This is a genomic window from Priestia sp. P5 (genome assembly GCF_029522155.1).
GTDB lineage: Bacteria > Bacillota > Bacilli > Bacillales > Bacillaceae_H > Priestia > Priestia megaterium_E.
Map to the genome: position 1 here is coordinate 476,305 of NZ_JAKWFJ010000002.1, position 24,976 is coordinate 501,280.

22 protein-coding genes, 1 pseudogene and 2 riboswitches are annotated in these 24,976 nt (G+C 37.5%); of the genes and pseudogenes, 14 read left to right on the forward strand and 9 right to left on the reverse strand.

All coding sequences use genetic code 11. From position 1 onward, the window contains the following. Nucleotides 1-334: 334 nt before the first annotated feature. Complete coding sequence (locus MMB69_RS19240; protein ID WP_277448240.1) at nt 335-2,779, forward strand: sensor domain-containing protein; 2,445 nt, start codon at nt 335-337, stop codon at nt 2,777-2,779. 33 nt (nt 2,780-2,812) lie between these two features. On the opposite strand, the gene MMB69_RS19245 is transcribed toward MMB69_RS19240, so the two are convergent. Next, nucleotides 2,813-4,315: a glycosyltransferase family 2 protein gene (locus MMB69_RS19245; protein ID WP_208756107.1), complete on the reverse strand. Its 1,503-nt coding sequence runs from the start codon at nt 4,313-4,315 to the stop codon at nt 2,813-2,815. 23 nt (nt 4,316-4,338) lie between these two features. Next, nucleotides 4,339-4,424, reverse strand: a riboswitch (cyclic di-GMP riboswitch). Nucleotides 4,425-5,263: 839 nt separating this feature from the next. Here MMB69_RS19245 and MMB69_RS19250 point away from each other — a divergent pair. After that, on the forward strand, nt 5,264-5,905 hold the full coding sequence (locus tag MMB69_RS19250) for a hypothetical protein (protein ID WP_277448241.1): 642 nt from the start codon (nt 5,264-5,266) through the stop codon (nt 5,903-5,905). 242 nt (nt 5,906-6,147) lie between these two features. Here MMB69_RS19250 and MMB69_RS19255 read toward each other — a convergent pair whose 3' ends face one another. Then, nucleotides 6,148-6,462 (reverse strand): hypothetical protein, encoded by a 315-nt coding sequence (locus MMB69_RS19255; protein ID WP_277448242.1) that lies wholly within the window; start codon nt 6,460-6,462, stop codon nt 6,148-6,150. Between the two features lie 299 nt (nt 6,463-6,761). On the opposite strand from MMB69_RS19255, the gene MMB69_RS19260 reads away from it, so the two are divergent. From MMB69_RS19260 to MMB69_RS19270, 3 genes and pseudogenes are all read left to right on the forward strand, one after another. Then, on the forward strand, nt 6,762-7,502 hold the full coding sequence (locus tag MMB69_RS19260; RefSeq protein WP_277448243.1) for a flagellin N-terminal helical domain-containing protein: 741 nt from the start codon (nt 6,762-6,764) through the stop codon (nt 7,500-7,502). A gap of 344 nt (nt 7,503-7,846) precedes the next feature. After that, nucleotides 7,847-7,960 (forward strand): annotated as a pseudogene (locus tag MMB69_RS19265) (flagellin); the annotation flags it as partial. 555 nt (nt 7,961-8,515) lie between these two features. After that, the gene (locus tag MMB69_RS19270) at nt 8,516-9,520 is read left to right on the forward strand and encodes an endonuclease (RefSeq protein WP_277448244.1); all 1,005 of its coding nucleotides are present in this window, start codon (nt 8,516-8,518) and stop codon (nt 9,518-9,520) included. 102 nt (nt 9,521-9,622) lie between these two features. Here MMB69_RS19270 and pcp read toward each other — a convergent pair whose 3' ends face one another. Genes pcp through MMB69_RS19285 form a run of 3 tightly spaced genes read right to left on the reverse strand, consistent with a single transcriptional unit; the run spans nt 9,623 to nt 11,949 of the window. After that, complete coding sequence (pcp, locus tag MMB69_RS19275; RefSeq protein WP_277448245.1) at nt 9,623-10,264, reverse strand: pyroglutamyl-peptidase I; 642 nt, start codon at nt 10,262-10,264, stop codon at nt 9,623-9,625. 14 nt (nt 10,265-10,278) lie between these two features. After that, nucleotides 10,279-11,244 (reverse strand): DUF979 domain-containing protein, encoded by a 966-nt coding sequence (locus MMB69_RS19280; protein WP_221782146.1) that lies wholly within the window; start codon nt 11,242-11,244, stop codon nt 10,279-10,281. Continuing rightward, nucleotides 11,245-11,949, reverse strand: coding sequence for a DUF969 domain-containing protein (locus MMB69_RS19285; RefSeq protein ID WP_277448246.1), 705 nt, complete (start codon nt 11,947-11,949; stop codon nt 11,245-11,247). A 376-nt stretch (nt 11,950-12,325) separates the two neighbouring features. On the opposite strand from MMB69_RS19285, the gene MMB69_RS19290 reads away from it, so the two are divergent. Further along, a complete protein-coding gene (locus MMB69_RS19290; RefSeq protein WP_221813174.1) occupies nt 12,326-13,231 on the forward strand; it encodes a zinc ribbon domain-containing protein in 906 nt (301 codons plus the stop codon). A 65-nt stretch (nt 13,232-13,296) separates the two neighbouring features. After that, a complete protein-coding gene (locus tag MMB69_RS19295; protein ID WP_221813173.1) occupies nt 13,297-14,763 on the forward strand; it encodes a zinc ribbon domain-containing protein in 1,467 nt (488 codons plus the stop codon). Nucleotides 14,764-14,805: 42 nt separating this feature from the next. Here the strand turns inward: MMB69_RS19295 and MMB69_RS19300 are convergent, their stop codons facing one another. Next, nucleotides 14,806-15,747 (reverse strand): thioredoxin domain-containing protein, encoded by a 942-nt coding sequence (locus MMB69_RS19300; protein WP_277448247.1) that lies wholly within the window; start codon nt 15,745-15,747, stop codon nt 14,806-14,808. A 307-nt stretch (nt 15,748-16,054) separates the two neighbouring features. On the opposite strand from MMB69_RS19300, the gene MMB69_RS19305 reads away from it, so the two are divergent. The 3 genes from MMB69_RS19305 to MMB69_RS19315 all read left to right on the forward strand — a co-directional run bounded on the left by MMB69_RS19305 (nt 16,055) and on the right by MMB69_RS19315 (nt 19,722). After that, nucleotides 16,055-16,945, forward strand: a complete 891-nt coding sequence (locus tag MMB69_RS19305) for a zinc ribbon domain-containing protein (protein ID WP_221813169.1) — start codon at nt 16,055-16,057, stop codon at nt 16,943-16,945. 78 nt (nt 16,946-17,023) lie between these two features. Continuing rightward, nucleotides 17,024-18,460 (forward strand): zinc ribbon domain-containing protein, encoded by a 1,437-nt coding sequence (locus tag MMB69_RS19310; RefSeq protein WP_221813167.1) that lies wholly within the window; start codon nt 17,024-17,026, stop codon nt 18,458-18,460. A 2-nt stretch (nt 18,461-18,462) separates the two neighbouring features. Further along, complete coding sequence (locus tag MMB69_RS19315) at nt 18,463-19,722, forward strand: glycoside hydrolase family 3 protein (RefSeq protein WP_277448249.1); 1,260 nt, start codon at nt 18,463-18,465, stop codon at nt 19,720-19,722. A 50-nt stretch (nt 19,723-19,772) separates the two neighbouring features. On the opposite strand, the gene MMB69_RS19320 is transcribed toward MMB69_RS19315, so the two are convergent. Next, nucleotides 19,773-20,330 (reverse strand): HPP family protein, encoded by a 558-nt coding sequence (locus tag MMB69_RS19320; protein WP_257041210.1) that lies wholly within the window; start codon nt 20,328-20,330, stop codon nt 19,773-19,775. Between the two features lie 232 nt (nt 20,331-20,562). Between MMB69_RS19320 and MMB69_RS19325 the strand changes: the two genes are divergently transcribed. Genes MMB69_RS19325 through MMB69_RS19335 form a run of 3 tightly spaced genes read left to right on the forward strand, consistent with a single transcriptional unit; the run spans nt 20,563 to nt 21,795 of the window. Next, the gene (locus MMB69_RS19325) at nt 20,563-21,354 is read left to right on the forward strand and encodes a histidinol-phosphatase HisJ family protein (protein WP_277448250.1); all 792 of its coding nucleotides are present in this window, start codon (nt 20,563-20,565) and stop codon (nt 21,352-21,354) included. Nucleotide 21,355: 1 nt separating this feature from the next. After that, on the forward strand, nt 21,356-21,541 hold the full coding sequence (locus MMB69_RS19330; protein WP_277448251.1) for an SMI1/KNR4 family protein: 186 nt from the start codon (nt 21,356-21,358) through the stop codon (nt 21,539-21,541). A gap of 20 nt (nt 21,542-21,561) precedes the next feature. Continuing rightward, nucleotides 21,562-21,795, forward strand: coding sequence for a hypothetical protein (locus MMB69_RS19335; RefSeq protein ID WP_277448252.1), 234 nt, complete (start codon nt 21,562-21,564; stop codon nt 21,793-21,795). A gap of 46 nt (nt 21,796-21,841) precedes the next feature. On the opposite strand, the gene MMB69_RS19340 is transcribed toward MMB69_RS19335, so the two are convergent. Together MMB69_RS19340 and MMB69_RS19345 are read right to left on the reverse strand one after the other, a co-directional pair. Next, on the reverse strand, nt 21,842-21,964 hold the full coding sequence (locus tag MMB69_RS19340; protein ID WP_195695136.1) for an anti-repressor SinI family protein: 123 nt from the start codon (nt 21,962-21,964) through the stop codon (nt 21,842-21,844). Nucleotides 21,965-21,984: 20 nt separating this feature from the next. Next, nucleotides 21,985-22,071, reverse strand: a riboswitch (cyclic di-GMP riboswitch). 111 nt (nt 22,072-22,182) lie between these two features. Next, a complete protein-coding gene (locus tag MMB69_RS19345) occupies nt 22,183-22,518 on the reverse strand; it encodes a helix-turn-helix domain-containing protein (RefSeq protein WP_088048741.1) in 336 nt (111 codons plus the stop codon). A gap of 554 nt (nt 22,519-23,072) precedes the next feature. On the opposite strand from MMB69_RS19345, the gene MMB69_RS19350 reads away from it, so the two are divergent. Beyond that, nucleotides 23,073-24,899, forward strand: coding sequence for a hypothetical protein (locus tag MMB69_RS19350; protein WP_277448253.1), 1,827 nt, complete (start codon nt 23,073-23,075; stop codon nt 24,897-24,899). The last annotated feature ends 77 nt before the right edge of the window (nt 24,900-24,976 follow it).

The following is a 24,976-nucleotide window of genomic DNA, read 5'->3' on the forward strand; positions in this document are numbered from 1 at the left end:
GTTATATAGGCCCAGACGTTCTCCTGAAACAAACGAGTAAAAAGAGGCGAGAAAAGAAGTAGAAAAGCAGCGGTTTGAAGAGAACCCCTAGAAAATAAATCATGTTTTTTACCACTTTGTGTCACGTTATCCCTCCTTTATATGTGTTATTTTACCAAATAACACAGCCTTAAAAAATGCCTATGGCTATCTTTACCTGAGATGTTCCTCATTTGGGGAAAGTAGGGTAAAATATATGTCAAATATAACTTATTCTACTAGTATAGAAGAAATAGATAAAAGGAGGCAGCATGAGACCTTGCCAGATAAAAATACGGAGAAGGAGCAGTCGGTCATGATCATGAAACATCTTGATCGTTTGAATACACAGCTTTTAAAAGAATACAGTGAAGGTATTTTTTTTATCAACTGTGAAGGGGATATCATGTTTAGCAACGAAGCAGCCTTCAAGCTAACAGGAAACGAGCACAAACAAAAAAGCCAGCAGCTGACAGCTCTTATACATAAGTCGAAACAACAGCAGGCACAAAATCTCTTTCAACGTGCTTTAAAAGGGGAAAAAGTTCAGTTTTCTACGACGATTGACCATAAAATAAAAAAAGAACTTCATTTATATATTACGCTTATTCCTATTATCATAAGTGAGCAAGTAGCGGGAGTCTACGCCGTGTGCCGAGATGATTCAAAAGAACAGGAGCGCTCCAATCACATTTCTCAATTAGAGACGCATTTGAAAATGGAGCAAAAGCTTGCGAATGTAGGAAGCTGGTATTACGATGTGGCGGAAGATAAAAGCTATTGGTCGCCTCAGCTGCATAATATTTGCGGATTAAATCCTAATCAGCTCTTTACTCCTTCTTTAAAAGAAGTTCTTCAATTAATCAACAGCTGTGATCAAAAAAGGTTAGAAAAAGCAGTTATGGAGGCACTTTCAACGGGAGAAAGCTATAACATTGAATACACGCTGATACGGCCAAACGGTGAAGAACGTACGGTGTTTGAGCAAGCGGATGCACTAGTAGATGAGCAAGGAAAGGTCATACAGCTAATTGGCGTTGTTCATGATATTACGGAATCGAAAGTGATTACAAACGAATTAAAGCAAAAAGAACATCAGTTTCAAACGATTTATAACAATTTGGATACCGGAATATGGTCCGTTGATGTGCAAAGCAATAAAGTGATTGTATGCTCCAGTGGTGTGAGCAACATTTACGGAGAAGATGCGATTAAATTTTTAGAAGATAGAGATCTGTGGGAAAGCTTTATTCATCCTGAAGATAAACCAGCTGTGGCAAAAGCGCAGCATCAGCTGCAAAAAGGAAAAACGATTCGCCAGCAGTATCGGATTTATACAAAAACAGGAGAGATAAAGTGGGTAAAAGATCGATGTATCCCCACACTCGATGAGAACGGTACGCTAGTGCGCATAGACGGCATTGTTGAAGATATCACCGCAGAAAAAAAGTACATGGATCAAGTTGAATATCTTGCGACTCATGATCATGTGACAAACTTACCGAATCGAAGAAAGTTTGAAAGAGAATTAAAAAATTTTATTCGGCAAATGAAAAAAGAAAGGGATTCATTAGCGGTCTTTTATCTAGGATTGAATCGCTTCAAGCATATTAATGACACATTAGGACATGACGTAGGCGATCGCCTGCTGCAGTCTATCGCCAGTCGGTTAAAAAAGTTCGTAACGCCAGATGTGATGCTAGCTAGAGCAGGAGAAGACGAGCTTGCGATTTGTTTTTTATCTCTTGCACATATCAATGAATGTCAAAAGCTAGCTGCTGCTCTTTTTCAAGAAATTGAAAAAGAAATTACGATTGACGACTTTTCTCTGTACGTCACAGCCAGTATAGGAATCAGCATCTACCCGCATGACGGTGAAGATGTGAAAACCTTATTGACGAATGCCAACCTTGCTATGCGCCGTGCAAAAGAAATCGGGCGAAGCGACTGGCAGCTGTATTCGCCGTTAATGGACAGCGAGACGTATAAAAGCTATCATCTGGAAAAAGGACTGCGCAACGCACTTCTGCAAGATGAGTTTTTTATTGAATATCAGCCAAAGGTTCATACAAACAGCAGAGAGATTGATAGTATCGAAGCATTAATTCGCTGGAATCATCCGGAATGGGGACGCGTATCACCGGAAGACTTTATTCCATTAGCAGAAGAAACTCATTTAATTATCGAACTCGGCGACTGGGTAATTGATCATGTGTGCAAGCAGCTGCAGCAGTGGAAGAATCAAGGGTTACAAACCGTGCCCGTTTCGATTAACGTCTCGTCTAAACATTTGCTGAAACGAGGATTTGTAAAGCACGTTCAACAAACGTTAGCCCTTTACAACATCCATCCTTCATTCATTGAATTTGAAGTAACGGAAAGCTCCATCATTCAGTATGAAGAACACGTAAAAAAAGTCATGGACGAATTAAAGAAAATTGGCGTAACGTTTGCTTTAGATGATTTTGGCACCGGATTTTCTTCGTTATCACATTTAAAAGACTTTGAATTTAACACGCTCAAAATCGATAAAACGTTTATTCAACACGCGACTGATAAAGGAAAGCAGCAGGCGATTACAAAAAGCATTTTGTACTTAGCTCATGCTCTTAACATGAAAGTGATCGCAGAAGGCGTTGAAACAAAAGAGCAGCTCGCCTTTTTACAAAAGCACGAATGTTCATTTATTCAAGGCTATATCGTCAGTCAGCCGGCTGATCCTCAAAAAATCGCCGAATATTTAAAGAAACGATTTCTATAAAAAAGTGATGTCTCGACGGAGACATCACTTTTTTTACGCTTGAATAGGTTTTCGAAGCGTCCAAATTTGGTAAAACATATAAAGAGACTGATAGATGGTCAAATACGTCAGCAAGATCCAGCCGTTCATTAAGTACGGGTAAATGGCTTGCTGTACAGAAGGGCTCGTTAAGTAATCACGGAAATAGATGCATAGGACAACAATCATTCCTGTAAACGCAAAGCCCGTTAAAATCCCTTGCCCTAATTTACTGCGCGTTTTCCCGTTTTCTGCGTTGTATTGATTCGCCCAGCCGTCTTTTTTATTAGCCGCAAGCCTTTCCATCCATACTTGACCAAACGTAATTAAATTCACCCACAGATAAATTTCCGGACTAATCAAAAGACCGGCCAGTATCACATCAATTGGCCTGTGCATTGGCGTTTTCACAGCAAGCATAATATTTAACACAGAAGCTAAAGCAATTGGAATGATCCAAAGCCACGACCAGTAAAATTGATCGGTCGCAAGCGCAGCCGATAACAATACAATAAACAGCAGGCGAATAAGTAAATCACACAGCGTTTTGATCTGTGAACGCCACAGCTTTCCTTTATGCTTGGTTCTAACGTCCAAGTTTCCGTTTGTCAGTAAATCAACGGTCCCGGACTTCCATTTATTACGCTGTTCACGGTACGTGTGATAGCTTCTCATTGAGTCCACGAAGCATCGAGCACCTGGACTGATTAACGTTTTCCAGTTGGATTTTTGCAGCTGCCACGTCAGCAGCATATCTTCAACGTCGCTGTCATTTTGCCAAGGACCGTCAAGCTTATTTTCTTCCACTATATTTTGAAGCGCTTCAGGGCGAAACAGCGTAGCCTGACCGCCGAGTACGTACGTGCTTCCGCCGTGGTACTGAAGATCCAACAGCCAGCTCGCCATATCCTGCTTTTGCTGATGTGTCCACCAACGGGCAATCGGTCCGCCGTACTCGCCGCTTGCAAGCTTTTCCTCGTAGTGCACATCATCTTTTGAAAGCGAGCTTTTCTTTTTAGGCATTCTCATCGTATATTTTGCCATCACGCCCCCGATGTTTCGGGACGTCATTAAATCTTCCCATAAATTAATGAGTGCTTTTGGAGCTAAGCGGCTGTCTGCATCCATCCCTAAAACTGCTTTAATGGACTCTTTATACAGCTGCTGATATTTCGTCAGCGTCGTATTGTATAAATCCAGTGTATCTCCATATATCTTTTTCCAAGCCGTATTTAACGCGCCGACTTTTCGTTGTTTATTGCCTTCAGTGACCAGTACCTTTACATTTAAATCAAATTCATCTCCGGCCAGCTCCGCTTTTTCTTTTGTGCGGTCCGTACAGTTATCTGCAATCACAAATACATCAAGCTCCACATTATTCGGAAGAAGCTGATCGCCTAACCCTGCCAAGCAGTCGCGAATTGATTTCTCTTCATTGTGCGCCGGAATGAATGCCACAATGCGCGGCCTCATATACGAAGCTCCAATACTTCCAGTAACGACACGCTGATTGTTCATGTTTTCCTTTACCCCCTGATATATCAGGAAACCCAGCTATCCTAGTCCTAAGGACCTTAGACCTGAGGTTTTGCGTCCCAGCCTTTCGACTGGTTTGCCTTTAACTGAACAAGTTAAGTTCACTACTTTTGTTTTCTTTAAAGAACAAAACGCGTAAAATGATGCTATATAACGAATATCTTTTTAGATTTTACCATAAAAATAGGTTGAATTACCCTAAAAAAGTTTCGACAAATTCCGATAATGCTTTTATACATAATCAAATAAGTAATTTTTATGAAATAAATTGCATGAAAACTGAAAAACAAATGGTAAAATAATAAGTTTTTATATCTATTGTTATAAAAATACTGTAATATTAATAGGTAATTTGTAGTATTTAAGGGATATGGATGATTTTATCTACGCGAAAAGTGATTTTATTGTGTATTATTGCAGCGATTTAGTTTGTTAGAAATAGAAATAATTTTTACGTATGCTGCAACTTCAAATGCTGTACCAATAGAACTAAATAAAATATATAATGGCACGCTATATGAAGGAAAAAATGAACAAGATTCTATAAGTTTTCTTTAACAATCGATGGAAACATAACGTTATCTATGAAGAAAAAAATTTACGTGGGATGTAACAATTTTAAATAATAAAGATGGGGTATTTGAATCCCTTGAAACTGATGACAGTGAATTGATTGAGGGAAGTACTGCAGTTTTAAGTTGGATTGCCAAAAGGAGCTTATTATATCCAAGTTAGCCCTATTCCATATGACTACTCTACCTATGAGCAGCGACTACAAATTCAAGCATGACTGAAAGTACACGAACTGCGTTTAACTATAGCCCAGAACGATAATTAACGCAAAAGCAAAATGTTTCGGCATTTCGCTTTTTGTTCAAAAGTATCTTTTGAGCTTAAAGTATAAATAAGGTATAAAGAAAGGAAATTGAAATGGATAAAAAGAAAAAAGGGTTAATTTTTGCTGCAATCTTTGGGATGGCAACATTAACAGCCTGTTCAGAACAATCTTCTGCCGAACCGAAAGAAGAAAAGTCAAAAAGTACAAAGGTGGTTCTATCTGAAGAGAAACAATCAAATAACCTTCTAAAAAGCGATATGAAAAATAAGAATACAGAAGAAGAGGATTCGGATAACTCTCCAATAGAATCATTAACATTTAATGAATTCATAGATGGATGGAATAAAATTGAACCAAATATGTTAGACAAGCAAGTAGAAGAAGTAGGGGCTGATAAAGGATTAATAGTTAAAAGAGGGAGTTTGAGGAACGCGGATTCTTACATAGTGTTCTTAACAAAAGAAAACAAAAATATTCATCATGTTACCTTAAACCTGACCTATCCTTCAGTGGATGAAAAACAAGATTTGCCTAATCTCGTGCGCTATATTGATACGCTAATACAGGTGTTAGAACCTGATTTAAGCCGCGAGGAACGGACAAAGACAATAAAAACATTAGGTATTACAAATGACGACTGGATGGCAGAAGTATCAGTAAGGCTAAATAGAGTTGCATATACAATGAACACGGAAGATGATCGGCTTTATATTACTGCAACCTATGAATACTAGAAATAATAAATTGAATTGATTCGTGTAACTACGTCTATTTGAAGCTTCATGGTTTGGCACACAGTGAAAAGTAAAGCGAGATAATTTTCTAAAAGTAGTTATTTTTTAAGCATTATGGGTTAATACTTATATCATAGGTGTTGAATAATACATATCTGTTCTCTAATGTAAAATAACGATACTAGTTTTATAGTTAGGTAAAGTAAAAGACAGGGTAGATGTTTATCCTGTCTTTTTTGCTGTTATTTATTTAGCGTATGTAAAAAATCACTTAATTCTTTTTCTTTTTGAAACTTAAATGAATATCCGAAAGAAATAGGCTGTTTTCCACCATTTAACCGCTTTGGAAAGTGTTTTAAAGCGGTACTATGAACTTTTCCATCACTTTGACTTAAGTCCACATCAAATGAAAGGGGACTCACTACAAGGTTTATTTCTTTTGTTGGCAATAAATATACAATATCTTCAGTTTCTTGATGTTTGTATTCAAGCCCTTTTGTTGTTTCATTTGTTAGTTCGAAATTATGAGTTTCAAAAATGTGATGCAAATTGTGCATTAGTAGGACTCCTATCTTTTTATAGATTAAAAATATTATACAAGAATGCAAAGGATTATTGTAAGAAGGTTAACTAATTAAAATCTCGCTCTGGTAACAGTATCAATAAAATTTAAAAAGAAAATAAACAGAGACTGTAAACAAATTAATCTCATTGTCGATATATAGTATGAACATATTTCCTAGAGGCATATGTTTGAGTACAGTTATTCCTCGCTTAATCAATCAGTAAGCGAGAGACTTCTTGAATACAAGGATGTAACCAAGAAGTAAAACCAATTATATGGAGGTAAAGGAAAATGAGAATTAATCACAATATTGCAGCGTTAAACACTTATCGTCAGTACAACAATGCGAATGCTGCACAATCTAAGTCAATGGAAAAATTATCTTCTGGTCTTCGTATTAATAGTGCGGCGGATGATTCTGCAGGTCTTGCAATCTCTGAAAAAATGCGTGGGCAGATTCGTGGGTTAGATATGGCTTCTCGAAATGCACAAGATGGAATTTCTTTAATTCAAACAGCTGAGGGTGGTTTGAATGAAACACATGATATTTTACAGCGTATGCGAGAATTAACTGTCCAGGCAGCAAACGATACTAACGATGAGACACAAGATAGAAAAGCAATCAATACAGAATTAGGCGCGTTAACAAAAGAAATAGACCATATAGCGGAGCGAACAAATTTTAATGGTACAAATTTATTGAAGAGTGAAAATACTGAGTTTAAATTACAAATTGGTGATACTAAAGAAACATACGATACTTTAAGTTTAGACTTAACCAAAATTAAAAGTGATTCATCAACTTTGGAATTAGATGAAGCAGATACTATAGATGTATCTAGTAATAGTAAAGCAATTGCCTATTTAGCAAAAGTCGATAAAGCTATAAAAACTGTTTCAGAATCTCGTTCATATCTTGGCGGAAATCAAAACAGACTCGAACATACAATTAATAACCTAGACTCGACACAAGAAAACCTAACTGCTGCGGAATCTCGTATCCGTGACGTAGATTATGCTTTAGCTGCATAAGCAGTAACAAGCCAAGTCGTCCTAACTGGTAACGGTTAGTGATTATAATTGGGTGAATTGCTGGGAACCCCTCAGAGCTTTTCTTGCCACAACGTAGTTGGAAACGACAAGCGTGATGGTGTGAAAAAAGAAAAGATTGGGCAATCAGCAGCCAAGCTCCTGTCTTGAAAGAGTGGAGAAGGTTCAACGACTAGAATAGACCATCTAAGGTGATAACTATGATGATGAAATTCGTAGGTGAAGCAATATTCATCAGTATTGCGAATCCGAAGTGCCCAACCCCTAACTAGTATTTAGAGGGTGAAGATATAGTCTAGTCATTTATGAAAGTAAATGTTCGCACGATGGCGAAAGAAATGATGAATCAAACGAAGAATTCTATTCTTTCTCAAGCATCACAAGCAATGTTGGCTCAATCTAATCAGATTCCTCAAGGAGTTCTACAACTTTTGAGATAATGATTAAAGGGCGTCTAGCTTGGTAACGAGCTAGAGTATAACTGGGTGAATTGCTGGAACTTCCTAAAGCTTTATCAACCACAACGTAATCAGAAACGATAAGCGTGACGGTTTAAAAATGATGAAGATAAAACAATGGATAATCAGCAGCCAAGCTTCTGTGAGGAAACTCTGGAGAAGGTTCAACGACTAGAGAATACGGTCTAAGGTAAAAACTACGACTATGAATCTCGTAGGGCAGTGAAAACTGTTCGAAGTGCCCAGCTCCGTGAAAAACATGGATGAAGATATAGTCTATTCTGTAATCGAAAGATACAGTCGCAAAGCAAGCGAATCAACAACCACAAGGAGTTTTACAACTTCTTCGTTAATTTTAAATTATTTGGAAGAGGCTCTAGCTATTTTGCTAGAGCTCTTTTTTTAGAAGTTTTTTGAACGACATCACTGGGATGGAGTGAGAAAGAAATATATTACTTAAAAAATTCTTGATATTGAAAAAATATAAAAAATAAATTAAAATAGAGCAAATGTTCCTATTAGAGGGCGGTGGGATAAATGAACCCAGAAAAGCAGTTGAGAGAGTTAATTCCATACAATCAACAGTGTATGATAGTAGGCAAGTTATTAGGTGATGGCAATATTTCTATTGAAAAAGGGCGCCAGCCGAGATTTCGATTTAGCCATTGCTTAAAAGATAAAGAGTGGGTTTTCTGGTGTTATGAACAATTAAAAGATCATGTCGAATTATCATTTCCTAAATATAGAAAGGTTATGGATCAACGATTAAAAGCTGGATACAGCGAAAGCTACTACACACAATCGAAAGTAGGAGAAATCAGTACGCTACTAAGAGAAGTTTGGTACCCTACAGGTAAAAAAGTTTTACCACTGGAATTTGTAAATGCTCATTTCTCACCATTAACTTTGGCATGGTGGTATCAAGATGATGGTTCTTTAACAATTAGTAATTCTACTATCAGGAAGATTATTCTTTCTACAAATAGCTTTAGTAACCAAGAAAATAAAAAGTTAATTGAAATCCTTTTTGCAAATTTACATCTTTCATTTTCTTTAGATAACCAGAATAGACTAGTGATATACGACCAAAAGCAAATTCTTTATTTTCTCAGCTTAGTTAGGGAGTTTATTCATCCATGTATGTCTCGGAAGGTTAATATACCTAAAAATAACTCACCATCGTTGCACTTAAATAAGAGAACGACCATTACTCTACCCCTGACTATTCCTGTAACTTCCCCTACAAAAGATTTACGACATTTCCTTAGTTATTTACCTGAACTTTTATCTCAATTGCAAAATAGAGTTATTTATCACCACTTTTTTAAACACCAGTTTTTCATTGAAGATACTGATTGTAAGAGAAAGAGTTATCAAATTCAATTAGAACAAAATGAGTTGCGCCTATTATACGAATGCAGGCAACTTACAGGCCTAACTATGAATCAATTAACAGAACTATGTTATATATTGCAAAGAAATAGAAACAATAACTTAGTAAAAGAACAAAAGATAGCATATCAATTTTTCACTAGAAACTAAGAGAGTTAAGACATTTTACAAATATAAATAGCTGTTTTTAGTAAAAAAACCTTACTCACAAGTGGAGTAAGGTTCATGTTTTTATTAAGAAAAATTTGTAAGTTAATGCGTAGCCCCACCAGAGACCACAACATCCTCTTCCACTAAAATCGTCGTCTTTACCACGCTTAGCAATCCCTGCACAATCAAATCCAGCGACATACTCGCTTTCCCCGGATGATTCACAGCTTGTTCAGGAAGATAAGGAATATGAACAAATCCCCCTTTAATACAGCAGTTTTGAATCATGTTCATGAGTCCGTAAAACACGTGGTTACAGACAAACGTTCCAGCGGTTTGAGAGACGCCGCTTGGAATGCCTGCCTGGTGCAGATTTTCGACAGCTGCTTTGATGGGCAGTGTCGAAAAGTATGCGGCAGGCCCGTTTTCAATAATAGGACGGTCAATAGGCTGCTGGCCGATGTTGTCAGGAATTCGCGCGTCGTCTACGTTAATGGCAATGCGTTCGACCGTAATTCCTTCTCTGCCGCCTGCTTGTCCAACGCAAATGACGATGGCAGGGCTAATTTCTTCTATATACGTATGAAGCTTTGCGATTGATTCGCCAAACACAGTAGGAAGAGGCTTAGCAATAATGTAATAGTCTTCAACAGCTACACCGTCCAAAGCTTTTACAGCTTCTAAAGACGGGTTAATACTTTCACCTTCAAATGGTTCAAAGCCAGTTAGTAATACAGTTGTCATTCTACTAGTCTCCTTTAAAAGTGATATACAAGGTAATACATTAATAATGTGTTAACAACAAAAACGGATAGCGCAATCGGCACTTGAGCTTTAATCACGGCGTTTTTGTCTTTTAATTCAAGCAGCATGGCAGGTACGATGTTAAAGTTAGCTGCCATTGGCGTAAGAAGTGTGCCGCAGTAGCCAGCAAACATACCAAGTGCCGCCATAATCGCTGGATTTCCTCCGTGCATGTGTACAATCAAGGGAAGTCCAATACCTCCTGTAATAACGGCAAACGCTGCGAAAGCATTTCCCATTACAATCGTAAACAGCAGCATCCCCAAGCAATATGCAAGCACAGCAACAAACGCATAGTTAGTCGGCAGTATATCGCTTACAATATCCGAGACGACTGTTCCAACGCCTGATTTTGAAAAGATACCGCCAAGCGCTGCGAGCATTTGCGGTAAAATAACTGCCCAGCCAACTGCTTGAAGCAAGCGGCTTCCTTCTTTAACAGGTACGTCCATTTTTGCTTTTGTGACGCCCATTGAAGCGACAAATGCAATGACGGCTGCGATTGCCAGTGAAATTAACGTGACTTTTTCTGGGTCAATTAAAGCCCAGTTTCCAAATTTAATTTTGCCAAACAGAAGGGTGCCGATAATCGTAAAAATAGGAATAAATAAAGCCGGTAAAAAGATTTTGTTTTTTAATCTTTGGGCGTGAGCCACTCGTTCTTCAGCAGGCGTTTCGGCTTCATTAGACTTAGTTACTCGGTTGAATGAAGCAAGCAGCACCATGATAATGACCAAGCACCCTATATAAAAAGGAGGAATGACGTTACCAAATAAAAACGTAATGGAAAACAGCGCCCAGAATAGAGAAGATCCTAAACGGTTAGGATGGTTGTGATCGCGTGCGATTCGAATCGCGATAAAAGCAACAATAATACCGAGTAAGTAGTAAATCGTATCAAGCGTCAGGATACTTTTCATTTAACTCGCCTCCGTCTTTGAAGCTGATGTCGGTTTGTGTTTCGTCATTTTTTTGTGAATTCTTCGGTCTAACTGATGGAAACGAATGGCACTGATCAGCAGCGCTGAGATAGCTGTTGGAATTCCCCAAAGCGCCATATCCCAGACGTCAACGTGAATGCCCACGGAGGCGAAGAATCCTTTCATTAAAAGAATTCCACCCGTTGCGATAAAGATATCTTCGCCAAAAAACCAGCCCGTATTTTCAGCTGCGGCTGCGTGGGCGCGAATATCTTCTTTAACTTTAGGCGGAAGCTCTCCGTATTTTGCACGAGCAGCGCCTTCAGACATAGGTGCAACTAACGGACGCACGGATTGAGCATGCCCTCCAATATTTAAGCCTACTGCCGCTGAGATTTCACGGATAAAAAGATATACAAGTAAAACATTTCCAGAAGAAGCGTTTTTGGCTTTTTTGATTAATACTTCCGCTTGTTCCTTTAACCCGTATTTTTCTAACACGCCAAAGATAGGAAGAGTAAGTAAAATAGCCATAGACATATAGCGGCTATCTACAAAAAACTGTCCAAACATCGTGATTACTTCATGCAATGATAAACCTGACACAAGGCCCGTTACAATGCCTGCAACAGTCACAACAAGCAGTGTATTTAAACGAAATAAAAACCCTACTGCTACTAGCAAAACCCCAATTAATTTCAACATAAAAATCCCCCTTGAGTATGTATAGACCGTGCTGCAAATTCACCTCCTTTGTTTTTCTAGAAAAACAAAGATGTTTCGAGTATAAACAATTCTGAAAATTAAAACAAGATGCTTAAGGCATAAAATAGTTTTATTGGTGAAACAAAATTATAGAAGGAAGATTTATATAATGTGCATGGACTCAGAAGTAAAAGAAAGAATTCTGCCAGGGAGTTTGGGTAGTAAATTTTTTAGTTGATCCGTTGAAAACACTTCTCCTAAAATACCAAAAATGGTGTATAATTCTAAAAGGTATGAATATAGAATTATATAGATTTCAACAAAATAAATCTATATGACTATATTTTAAACAATTTATTGAAGGGGGAAGGAGTATTTGAATTGTTCAAATTGCGGCCATTTTAATGATGGCGGGAAGTTTTGCGTGAAGTGCGGTCATAAATTACAAGAAGAGGCAGCTGTCAGCCAGGCGGCGGCAGCATCTGAATATCAGCCTCAGTCGCAACCAGCGTATGCGCCTCAACAGCCTAATCAGCGTGTGCAGCAGGCAAAAAAGGTGTCAAAATCATTTTTTGGTTATTTTGTAGAAGGAATTAAAAATCCAACAGCTACAGCACAAGCAGCAGGCGAAGGCCAATTTATCAATGCTCTTATCACAGTCATTCTTTATGCTCTTAGTATACCTATTATGCTGTATGTGGGCTGGAAGCTACTATTGATTCAATTTGTTCGAAGTATGTTTAAACTGCCTGTTATCAGTGCAGAGATGGATCCATCTGATATAGAGGAATTTAATATGGGAGTTAATTTTATAAAAGCTACGGACATTAATAGTATTATTCATTTCAACTTTACTGATTTTGTCTTTAAACAAGGGATTTTTATTTTTATTGGACTCGCGGTCATTATTGGAGCAACATATGTTGCCGCAAAGTTTGGAAAAGTAGACGTTTCCTTTAAAGAGTTTTTCTCACGCTTTGGGACGTTCTTAATTATCCCGACAGCTCTTCTTTTAATTGGGCTTGTACTTGCGTTTCTTCACGTTGAATTCTTTTCATATTTTATGAACTTTGGTTTATTGAGCATTTTCCTTGTAGTTCCATTTACTATTGCTAGCTTTAAGCCAGTAGGAACAAATGGACTTGATCGTATTTATAGTACTCTTATTGTATACGTAGTCATTACGATTGTATCGGTATTCATTGCAAATGGCTTAGGAGAAGAAGCAAAAGCAATTATTACAAGAATGGGAGAAAGCACTGAATTGAGTGACTTCTTTTAATTTGACAAAAAGCATCGTTTTTAACGATGCTTTTTCATACCATTACGAAAAAAGGAGTGTAAAAATTGGGATATTGTAGAGAGTGTGGCCATCAATTAACAAATGAGCATGAATTTTGTCCAGAGTGTGGACATCCCGTAGAAAGAAAAGCCGCTTCTAGTGAAAGAGCAGAATCACAGCGTCACGTAGAACCTGCGTCATCTTCAGTAGAGGAAACGAGACAATCGGTAAAGCCTTCGAATAAAAAAACAAAGGTCATTGCTATTTCAGTGATAGCGGCAGCTGCCATACTTGGTGGTGCTTATTACGGAATAGACAAAACAATTATGGCTCCTAAAGCAGTATCAGAAGGGTTTGTCTCAGCCGTAAAAGGAAATGAGGTTTCAAAAGTAAAGGGATATGTAAATGACGGTCAAACGAAGCTAAAAGCCAATGACGAGCAAACAAAATCATTTATTACATATTTAAATGAAAACCCCGATGTAATGAAATCCATCTCTGAAGGGTTAGCCGCAGATAGCAAAGCGCTCAGTTCAGGTGTCCCAAGCGAAGACCACTCATCATACGCTAAGTTAGAACAAGACGGAAAGAAATGGGGAATCTTTGATCATTACACCGTACAAATAGCCCCAGTGTATGCTAAAGTACAATCTACAGAAAATGCAACAACAGTATACATTGACGGTCAAAAAGCTGCATCGGTAAGCAGTGACTCTTCTAAAAAAATTGGACCACTCTTACCTGGAACACATGCTGTAAAAGGTGAAGTTAAAAATGATTATGGAAAAGTTGAAAATGAACAAAAAATTGACGCCACTGACGGAGAAGTGAATGTAGATTTTGATTGGTCAGATTATGCGGTATACATTTCTTCAGATTATGATGACGCCACCCTATTCGTTAATGATAAGGATACAAAAACAGAAATTGGCGATATTGATTACTTAGGTCCACTGCCAATGGATGGTTCTGTAAAATTATATGCAAAGCGTGAATTTGATTCTGGTGAAAAGCAAACCGAAGAAGTGTCAATCAAAAAGGGAATGGAAGATGTTGCGCTTAATTTTGATGAAGAAAATACGACAGAGGCTACAGCAAAAGCATCGGCTTCTTCTTCTGAAGAAGAGTCGAGTGATGAAAAGGCTGAAGTAAGTTCTGGAGTGTCTGATAGTGAAGTATCTAGTTTCATGGAAGAATATATGGATGCTACAATTTCATCAATCGACAACGAAGATTTTTCTATCGCAGAGCCTTTTATCGATCCAAACGGACCAAAATATAAAGAGCAGAAAGAGTATACATCTTATTTAAGCAACAAAGGAATAACAGAAGATTTATTAAGCTTGAACGTAAATAGAGTAACAAAACTTGATGATTCGATGTATAAAGTCTATACATCAGAAGAGTATGATATTTCATACGGAGATGGATCTGTTAAGTATAAAAAATTCAACAGTATTCATAAAGTAAAAGTATTAGACGATGGAAGTTTAGGTGTTTACCAGCTAATTAGTTCAACTGAAGTAAAGTAAAACATACTGGAAAACCCTCGGTTATACCCGAGGGTTTTTTCCTTATTGTTTAGATTTATCAATGATCTCTAAAGCTAGTTCTTCAGTTGTCATCTCTTCAATACCATTTTCACCTATATCTAAAAGTTCTGTCCCATCTCCTCTTTGTAAATATACTGCAGGAACAAAGAAAGAACCTTTTCGTTCATCATACTGACCCAATTTATCTAAATAAACGGGAAATTTTAAAGATTCTCTTTGAATAGCCTGTTTATCTGCATATTTGGCTGAAGCGTTTGTCACTCCAATCACTTCAATGTCCGCATTTCTAAACCTAGACAGTTGACTATTTATTTCACTTAAAAAAGGTTCCTCTGCCTCAAATTCTGCACTAACATATACAAATAAAAATAGTTGATTAGATCGTCCAGCAATGACGTCTTTAGTACGACTAAAGTCAAAAGATGTAAGTTCTAGCACCTCAGCATCATTTTCTGTTTGCTTAGATTCAGTGTCTGTACTGTCTTCTTCAGAGGTTTCTCCACTTTTCTCGCTATCATTTGAAGCGGCATCTTTTCTTTTAACAATACTTGTATCAGCTTGTTCTGAAGATTCTTCTGCAGAAGGTTCCGTATAATCGTCCGTATCTTCTTCTGCTGCTGATACTTCTTCGGAAACAGAAGTGGAAGAAGTACTATTAAGGTCGGAAGCACCGCTCAGAAAGCTCATAAATCCACCAGCTGCCACTACCCAAAAGCCAATTTTGTATGCAGCTCCTCCTAAACCAAACAGAAGACCTAATACTGACATCCCTCTGCGATATTTTTTGCGAAGACCAATTAGTCCAAATAAAACAGCCAGTGCCCATACGGGTGCCATAAACCACCCTAAATAGGGAAGGAAGCCTATTACACACCCAATAATTCCTAAAACAAGTGCGGTAACAGCAGCTCCGTTTGTTTCTTTTTGAATATAAATTGTTTGCCCATTATCTAATTTTCCCAAGTGTTTTCTCCCTTTCTATCCTGCATGATGCGAAACTTTGTGGAAATTATTACAAACTATTTTCACTCATTATAATATGTCTTTAAGATCATGGGAATAATAAAATGTTAAAAACATAGATATAAAAGACTAACAAATTCTTATTTTTACTAAAATAAAAGAAAAAAATACATAAAAATAAAATAAATAGTACTAAATAACTGGAAATAGTGTATAATCCTAAAGTATGTGTTTTTTTAGAAAGGTAGATTTTAGCTTTTCTACATTTCTAGGAAAAATTTAAAATTTAAAAAGGAGGAAAAGAAATTTGCAGTGTTCAAATTGTGGCCATCTTAATAAAAGTGGCAAGTTTTGCGTCAAGTGCGGTTCAAAATTAGGAGAGGAAGGTGTAAAAGAGCAAGTAGCGGCAACAGCCGATCATTCAGCCACTCATACATATTCTCAGCCTGCCAGTCAACCTGCTCAGCCAAATCAGCATGTGGAAAATGCTAAACATATTTCAAAAATGTATATCGGTTATTTTATGCAAGGATTAAAAGCGCCTCTTGCTACAGCTCAGGGAGTACGAGAAGAACAGTTTATTAATGCTCTTATTACGTTTATTTTATACGCTATCAGTATTCCTCTTATGATGTATTTTGGATGGAAGACGATGCTTGTTAAGATCTTTGGAGGACTTTCTAGCGCGATAACAGGTGAAGATGCTGGTGATAGTCTAATTTCAGGGCTTTTAGATTCAGATTTGGTCGGAGAAGCAGGTAAGGTCAGCTTTGTGGATGTTGTCTTAAAACAAAGTATTTTTATGTTTATCGGTTTAGCAGTAATTGTTGCAGTTGCTTACGGTGCTATGAAACTAGCTAAGTTAGATATTTCGTTTAAAGCCTTTTTTGCACGCTTTGGTACATTTTTAATTGTGCCGACCGGTTTATTTATTGTGGGAATTGTTCTATCACTTTTACATATTGATATTTTCCTATACTTCTTACTAGTAGGGTTGTTAGGCATTTTATTTGTTATACCACTTACGATTACGAGCTTTAAAAGCAATGTGGCAGAAGGTCTAGATAAGGTGTATGGCATTCTTCTTACTTACGTGGTAACAATCATCGTTTTATACATGGTAAGTAAAGGCTTCGTAGGAGAAATCAAAGCCATTGTTCTTAATATAACAGGAGATGCAATCGATAGTTTGTTTTAAAGGGTGAAGTAGCACTAGAAAGCATCGTTAGCGCGATGCTTTTTAACTATGTATAGCACAATAAAGGAGCGAGTGAAGATGGATTTTTGCAGTAACTGTGGACATAAATTAACAAAAGAACAGGAATTTTGCCCAGAATGCGGTCAAAGCATTTCGACAAATAAAGAAGTGGCATCAGCTCACCAGCCTCAACAAGAGGAACCTCAGCGATCTCCCCGCAAACCTATGAGTAAAAAAACAAAAATTCTGTCTGCCTCTATACTGGCAGCAGCTGTTGTTTTAGGTGGGGGATATTATGCAGTAGATAAAATGGTGATGTCACCTCGAGCCGTTTCGGAAGGATTTGTGAACGCGGTCAAAGAGAAGGATATTGACAAGGTGAAAAGCTATGTAAATGAAGGACAAATTGAGCTTAGCGCAAATGATGAACAAACTAAGTCTTTTGTAGAATATTTACATCATAATCCAAAGGTTCTTTCATCTATTAATGATGGATTATTAAGAGAAACGGCATCTTATGAAGCAAAAGCTCCTCTCAGTGATGATTCGGATGACATGTCTTCACCATATGCGCATTTGCAAAAAGATGGGAAGAAATGGGGCATTTTTGATCACTATACCGTTCGTGTAAATCCAGCGTATGCCGCTGTAACTTCAAATGAAGAAGGGGCTACGGTGTATGTAGACAACCAAAAAGTGGGTAAAGTCAACAGCGATGAAGAAGAGAAAAATGTGGGTCCTTTCTTACCGGGAACTCATAAAATTAAAGCGGTCATTAAAAACGAATATGGAACAGTGTCTAATGAGCAAAGCATTGATACGTCCGAAGAAGAAGCAGCAAGAGTTGATTTTGATTGGTCTGATTATGAAGTGTACGTCTATTCAGATTACGATGATGCAACGTTGTATGTGAACGGAAAAAGCACCGATACTGAAATAGGAGACCTTGATTATTTAGGACCTTTACCAATGGACGGATCTGTCAAAGTGTATGCAAAACGAAATTTTGCATCGGGTACAAAGAAGACGAAGGTTGTAGAGGTTAGAAAAAATACGAGTGAAGTCAATTTAATGTTTGAGTCAGAAAATGAAGTAACAATTGATGATTCAGATGAGATTGAAAACCACGAGGAAACTGAAGCTGAAAATGATACATCTGCTGGAGAAGAAGCAGATATTAAAGATGCAATCACGTCTCACTACAACCTTATTACCAGTGATGATTTTTCATCAGCTTATAATTACTTTGCTTCAAGCCGAAAAAGCTCAGTGGATTTAGCAGACTGGTCAAAAGGGCTACAAGCGAACTCTAGAGATGATGTAACAGAAGTACAAGTAACAGAAGTAGATGGAAATGAAGCAACTGCTTATATCGAAATGACGTCTTACGACGATAATGAAGATGGCAGCACGTTAGTTCAAGATTGGGAAGGCAGTTGGGATCTTGTAAAAGAGAATGGAAAATGGCGTCTAAGTGAAGCTCATCTTGATAAAGTAGATTCAAGGACTGAATAAAAATGAAAAAACCTATCTTTCGCGTTCTATACGCAGTAATCGCAGTTGTGTTAATTACAGGAGCAGTTTGGGCTTATCAATCTATGTCAAAGCCTGCTTCTTCTGTCGTAAAAGCGCCAACTACAGAAAAAATCAGCACAAAACCAATAAAAGCTTCGGCAGAAAAAAGTGGAAGTCAGCCTAAAAGTACAGATCAGCAAGTACAAGAACTTATGAGTAACATGACGCTGCAAGAAAAAATCGGTCAAATGATGGTCGTTGGTTTTCAAACAGAGGAAATGGATGAGCATATCAAAACGATGATCTCAACCTATCATGCAGGCGGCGTTATTTTATTTGATCGAAATATGAAAACACCAAAGCAAGTAGCGACGTTAACAAATAGCTTGCAAGATTTAGCACAGGAAACCAAGAATCAAATTCCGCTGATGATGGGAGTTGATCAAGAAGGCGGTGATATTGTCCGCATGAAGGATCAAGTATCACCGATTCCTTCACAGCAAGAGCTAGGGCAGAAAAATGATAAGGATTTAGTATATCAAGCAGCAAACCGCAACGGAAAAGAACTTGCAGCGATGGGTTTTAACGTGGATTTTGCTCCTGTATTAGACCTGTCTGACACAGATACGCGTTCGTTCGGCACAGACCCTGAAAAAGCGGCTGAGTTTGGAGAAGCTGCTGTATCAGCATTAAATGCGAACGGTCTAACTGCTGCGCTCAAGCATTTTCCGGGCAACGGACGAAGCAATATTGATCCCCATCTAGAAACATCATCTGTTAAAGCAGATAAACTGGATTTAGAGAATGGAGATATTTATCCGTTTAAACAGATGATTACAAACGTAGATAACAATAACTTCTTCGTTATGGTAACACATATCAAATATCCGGCTTATGATAAAGAAAACCCGGCAAGTATTTCACCAATTATTATCCAAGAGCTCCTGCGTAAACAGCTTGGATATAAAGGGCTTGTGGTAACTGATGACCTTGAAATGGGTGCTGTAAGCAAATACTTTACGTATGAAGAACTAGGCGTGCGAGCTGTAGAAGCAGGCGCAGATGTTCTGTTAGTCTGTCATACGCTCGACAGCCAAGAAAAAATGTATAACGGTATTTTGCAAGCAGTAAAAGATGGGAAGGTATCAGAGAAGCGAATTGATGAGTCAGTAAAACGAATCCTAATGCATAAGCTAACGTCTGATATTCAGCTGCATGTAGATCCTGAAACGGCTAAAAAAGTAGTAGGAAAAAACAAATAAAAAAGACGTCTTCTCTTAGAAGACGTCTTTTTTATGTATGAAACCCAATATCAAATCCAATACTTGGGATACTGCCGATCTTGAAATAAATTATTATACGCGGTAGAAATCAGTACAACCACACATGCACAAATCATAATAATACCTAAGTATCCCCAGCCTGCTTGAGTATTAATTGCGACAATCGCGCTAGCTGCAGCAGGAGGATGAACGGTTTTGGTAAGAATCATTAAAATAAGAACAAAAGCCAGCACAATAGCGATAGTGATTAGACTTCGATGAAATAAGCTCCAAATAATAAGTGCGGAAACCGTTGCGAGCAAGTGCCCTCCAAGCACGTGACGCGGCTGTGATAAAGGTCCTTTGTGAGCGCCGAAGACAAGCACGCAGCTTGCGCCAATCGGAGCGAGGGCCATTGGGTAACCAAGCGCTAGTGCAATCGCGCTGCTGATGATAATCGCAATTAAGCCTCCAATAGAAGAAACAACCGCGTCTCTATAATTGATTTTCGGTTCTTCTTTTAGTTCTCCTTTCATCTTTTTAGCATAAGAGCTTAAGTAAGACAGAAAGGGGCTTTTTGTTTGAGCAAAACTTTTTTCAATCTGCATTTCTTCTTTCCTTTCTCCTTTGTAAGTAAAAGTTGTTTGTCAAGTTGTATGTCAGAACATCTGCTATATTAAGTTAGTTTATAAGAAAAGAAGGATTACTGGAAGAGGAAAAATATCTTTTTTTAGTGGAAATTCTTTTGATGAACGAAAAAAGGTGGGGGAGGCGGTAGAAGGGTCTCTATGTGCAGTGAGGGAAAGAGAAATGTATAATAGATTTAGAGGTGACTAAATTATGTATCTAGTAGACTACCATCATCACACAAACAATTCATTTGACTCACAGGCAGTCATGAAAGAAGTGTGCGAACAAGCTGTAAAAAACGGCATAAACGAAATTTGTTTTACCGAACACTTTTCATTAAATCCATTAGCGCCAACGTACGGTCATATGGATTTTGATAAATATGAAAGAGAACTAGCGGAATGCAGAGAGCAATTTCAAGGCCAGCTAGTGATTAAAAAAGGAATTGAAATTTGTGAGCCGCATTATTTAAAAGAGAAGTATCAAGAAACGATGAAGCAAGAGAACTTTGATTTTATTTTAGGTTCGGTGCATAACATTAATAACATCAAGCTTCGCAAACATTTGGAGCTGAACGACAAAGACGCAATTTACCGCGCTTATTTTAATGAAATGTATAAGCTAGTAAGCGAAGCAGACATTGACGTGTTGGCTCATTTAGATTTAATGAAGCGCTACGCGTTTGAGCAATACGGCATTTACGACTTTCATCAATTCAAAGATATTCTTGCAGATATTTTGAAAAAAGCAATTGAACGCAATATTGGAATTGAAATTAACACTTCAGGTATAAGAGGGAAGCTGGGTGAAGCATTGCCGGCACTTGAAGTTGTTGGGCTGTACCGCGATTTAGGCGGAGAAATCTTAACTATTGGCTCTGATTCACACTTCGCTGAAACCGTAGGAGCACATATGAAAGAAGCGATTGAAATGGCAAAACAGTGCGGATTTACGGAGATTTATACGTTTGATCAACGCAAGCCAAAAGGAATCCGTATTTAATATGAACGTATTTCACTTTCTTCATAATGAAAAGTATAAATTTCTTCCATTAAAAGAAAAAGAGATAGAAGCTGCGGAGCAAAGATTAGGAGCAAAATTCCCGGCAGAGCTCCGTCAATTTTATTTGGAAATAGGATATGGCTTTGCAAATAGGAACGAAGCGCAACTGCTTTTCAGCGAATTATAGATCCAGACAGCGTAGTAGACTTGCATTTACGTGAAGACTTTTACGAGCATGATTCTGATTTAGATATGTATGATGAAAGAGAAGGCTTTCTTTTCTTTGAAGTCATAGAAGGATTGTATTTTGAAGTAAGGTGGGGCACAGTGGATGCTTCGCCAGTGTACTTTATGAATACACGAATCTCAGACTCTCTTCAAGCGTTTTTTGAACAGCTTGATTGCGACAGCCATTTCTATGAAAAAATGTTAGAAGAATAATATTATTTGCAAAAAGCACGCTCTAATATGAGCGTGCTTTTTAAATTTACTGTTGCTTGAACTCCGATAAAAATCTCCGGACTTCTTCGACGGTCAGCCCTAGCTTGCGGGCTGATTCCATAAGGCTTATCCATTCTTGATCAATTGACAGTACATTTTCTTTTTTCATTACGACTCATCCACCCTTTGCCAGGGAACCCAGCCGTCGTAGCCAAAAGCGGCCTTAGACCTGAAGCTTTGCGTCACTATTTTTCAATAGTTTTGCCCTTATCTGGATAATTTGTAATAGTGTTCTTAGTATACAGTTATTTTACAAGATAAAATTTGTAAAAGGTGTCGAAACGGGTCGATTGTCATAAAAAAATTAAAAGTCAGATAATAGATGCATCAGTTTGTTCTTCGGAACTTTAAATAGTACTGAAATTCAATAAATTCTTCTTTGGTCATGCCGTCTCGAATAGCTCGTTCAATTAAATAAAGCCATTCTTGGTTGAGACTTGGCTTTGAAGTTAGAGCTGGACGGCTGATATCGCCTTCAATTAATTCATCGATTGTTGTATGAAGAGAAGAAGCAATTTTATCAAGCATTTGAAGAGAAGGGTTATTATTTAACCCTTTTTCTAAATGAGATAAATACGATTTTGAAATACTAGCTTCTTCAGCTAAGCGTGTAATAGAATAGCCTTTTTTTAATCGCAAATTTTTAATCTTTTCTCCTATCACTTCAGTTCATCCTCTTTTTATTGTGTTTTTTTGTTCATTATAACGTATAAAAACGGTTTGTGACCGTTTTTTTATCAAAAATGTTCTTTATAAAGAATTATTTAATGTTTTTATTATGAGACATATTAACCAATTTACGCCCAGTTCATATAACCGGTGCACAATAAAAACAGAAAACATTGAACAGGAGAGATAAACATGACTTGGAAAAACGAATGGACAAAGTGGATTACGCACAGCGAGCTGCCAAGCCAATTGAAAAAACAAATGAGTGAAGATTGAAATAGAGGTGTAAAAAGTCACTATGATTTGTAAATGGCTGCTGAGACTAATCACAGTGATCTTTAATTATAAAATAAAAAGATTTTCGATATGAATCTATAGACACTATTATATATAAATCTTTTTATCTACTTTAAGTAAAAATAAGTAAATATATATACCAAAAGTATGTATTTTGTTATAAAATAGTTTTGCTGCAAAATATTACATAAGGTCTTTGGTCTTATAACCTAAAGATAAAATTATATATTAATTGGAACGAGGGGATTTTTTTGCCTAAAACTGCACCTGTACTTATTTTTTCAAATAATGATTATCCAGAGTTAATGAAATTCAAGATTTATGAAGGCTGCTATTTTATGCCTTCTAACGTAGCTGTACATACACAAGTGAAAAGCGCTGACTATTTAATAGACAGCAGTGGTTCAGGAGTATATAGAAGTCAATTTATTATGAATCCAAACGACTGGGTTACTGCTTTAGAAGAAGCTGGTCATCATATTTCAGGTGACTTTATCGGTCGAGATATGAGAGGTTCGTTGTGTGGATTTATCGGTAATAAATCTGCTCAAGAAAGTATGATTATCCCAGATCCTTTTGGAAGCGCTATTGTCTTCTATTACCGCTCGCGTTCAATTACTCTTTTCTCAACGGATATTGATTCAATTGTTAGCGTGTTAAGCAGTGTAGGTATTTCACTTCAAAAGTCTATGGATTATTTGAATGAAGTTATTGGAACAGGGAATGGAGGCTTTTTTGAATCAAGCTATGAAGAGATTCAAGCGCTTAAACCTTTTGAATACGTAACTTCTACTAACAATAGTTTCTCGATTAATGAATACAGCTGGAAACAAGATTTCTTCTCAAGTGATAAGTCATATGAAGAGCAGCTTACTCTTGCTGTGGAAGAGATTAAAAATAACATAAAAGCAGTTAGTAACTATAAACATACAGCTCACAAAATATCTCACTTAACAGGCGGGTTTGATTCACGCTTAGTATTGGCTGCTATACTAGGTACGGATTCAGGGCAATCTTATCGTTTCTTTTGTTCGGGTCGCCCTAATATGCCGGATCGATATACAGCTGAACGATTATGTTCTGAATTTGAGTTAACAATGACGGAATACAATGGTTTTAATGCATTAAAGGCACCACAAACGCTAGAAGAACGATTTTTATGGCCATTGGATTTCTCCAGCGGCATTCTGGCTGCGTCTCCGCACCGTTTTTATGAGACGAACTCGAATATTGTACTAAGCGGCGGTTACGGTGAATGCTTTAGATCATTTTTTGGTTCAAGGGCAGAGCTCGAGCAAATCCATGACGTAGATTCTCTAATGCCAACTTTGTGGGGGAAAATCTTTTTTGATAAAGACACAGATAACGCTTTGCTGTCGGAAAAATTTAAAAAGCGCTTTTCACAAAAGATCAAACAATTTTTTAATGATTGCCGTGAAAATGGTCTTCGGGAAGATGCATATTTAGACTATATGTATCTCGTAATTCGAAACAGATATTACGTAGGAGTGACTTCTCACCGCTGGAGTAGCTTTGGAGCGCGGTTTGATCCGCTTTATACGCTAAATGGTATTAAGTGTGCTTTATCTGTTTCTCAGGAAATGCGTTCTGCAAATGTGGTTGGTATTGATCTGATGAATCGTTTATTCTCTGATTTATCGACTTTGCCTTTTGATCGAGAGATTTATACAGAAACGTATTCTAAACTGCGCGGAAACGTGACAATGAGAGAATTTAAAAGTGAAAGACGTCCGAAATTTGCGCTAAGTGAAATGGTTAAACCTGTTGAAGGAATGAAAGCCCCAAAGGCTCTGCCTGAACATATGGAAAGAGCTAAAAAGCTTAGAGCACCTCTTTGGCAAGTAGTTGAATTAGGTTCTGTGCAAGAGAAATGTTTGGAGTATCTATCCACGATGGAAACAAGAGAAATTGATGCGATGTTTAATCGTAAAATTCTATTTAGGTTGCTGCGATCACCAAATTTAAGCAGCAGAGTTCATATTCGAAAAGTATTTTCAGTGTATTCTATTCTCCTTTGGTATTTCGAAGAGAAAGAAGTATTGGAGCCTCAAGCCTAAATCGATTAAAAAAGAATCCTTTTCTACAAGTAGAAAAGGACTCTTTTTTGGTTTTAATTAGGTTTTAAATCAAGCAT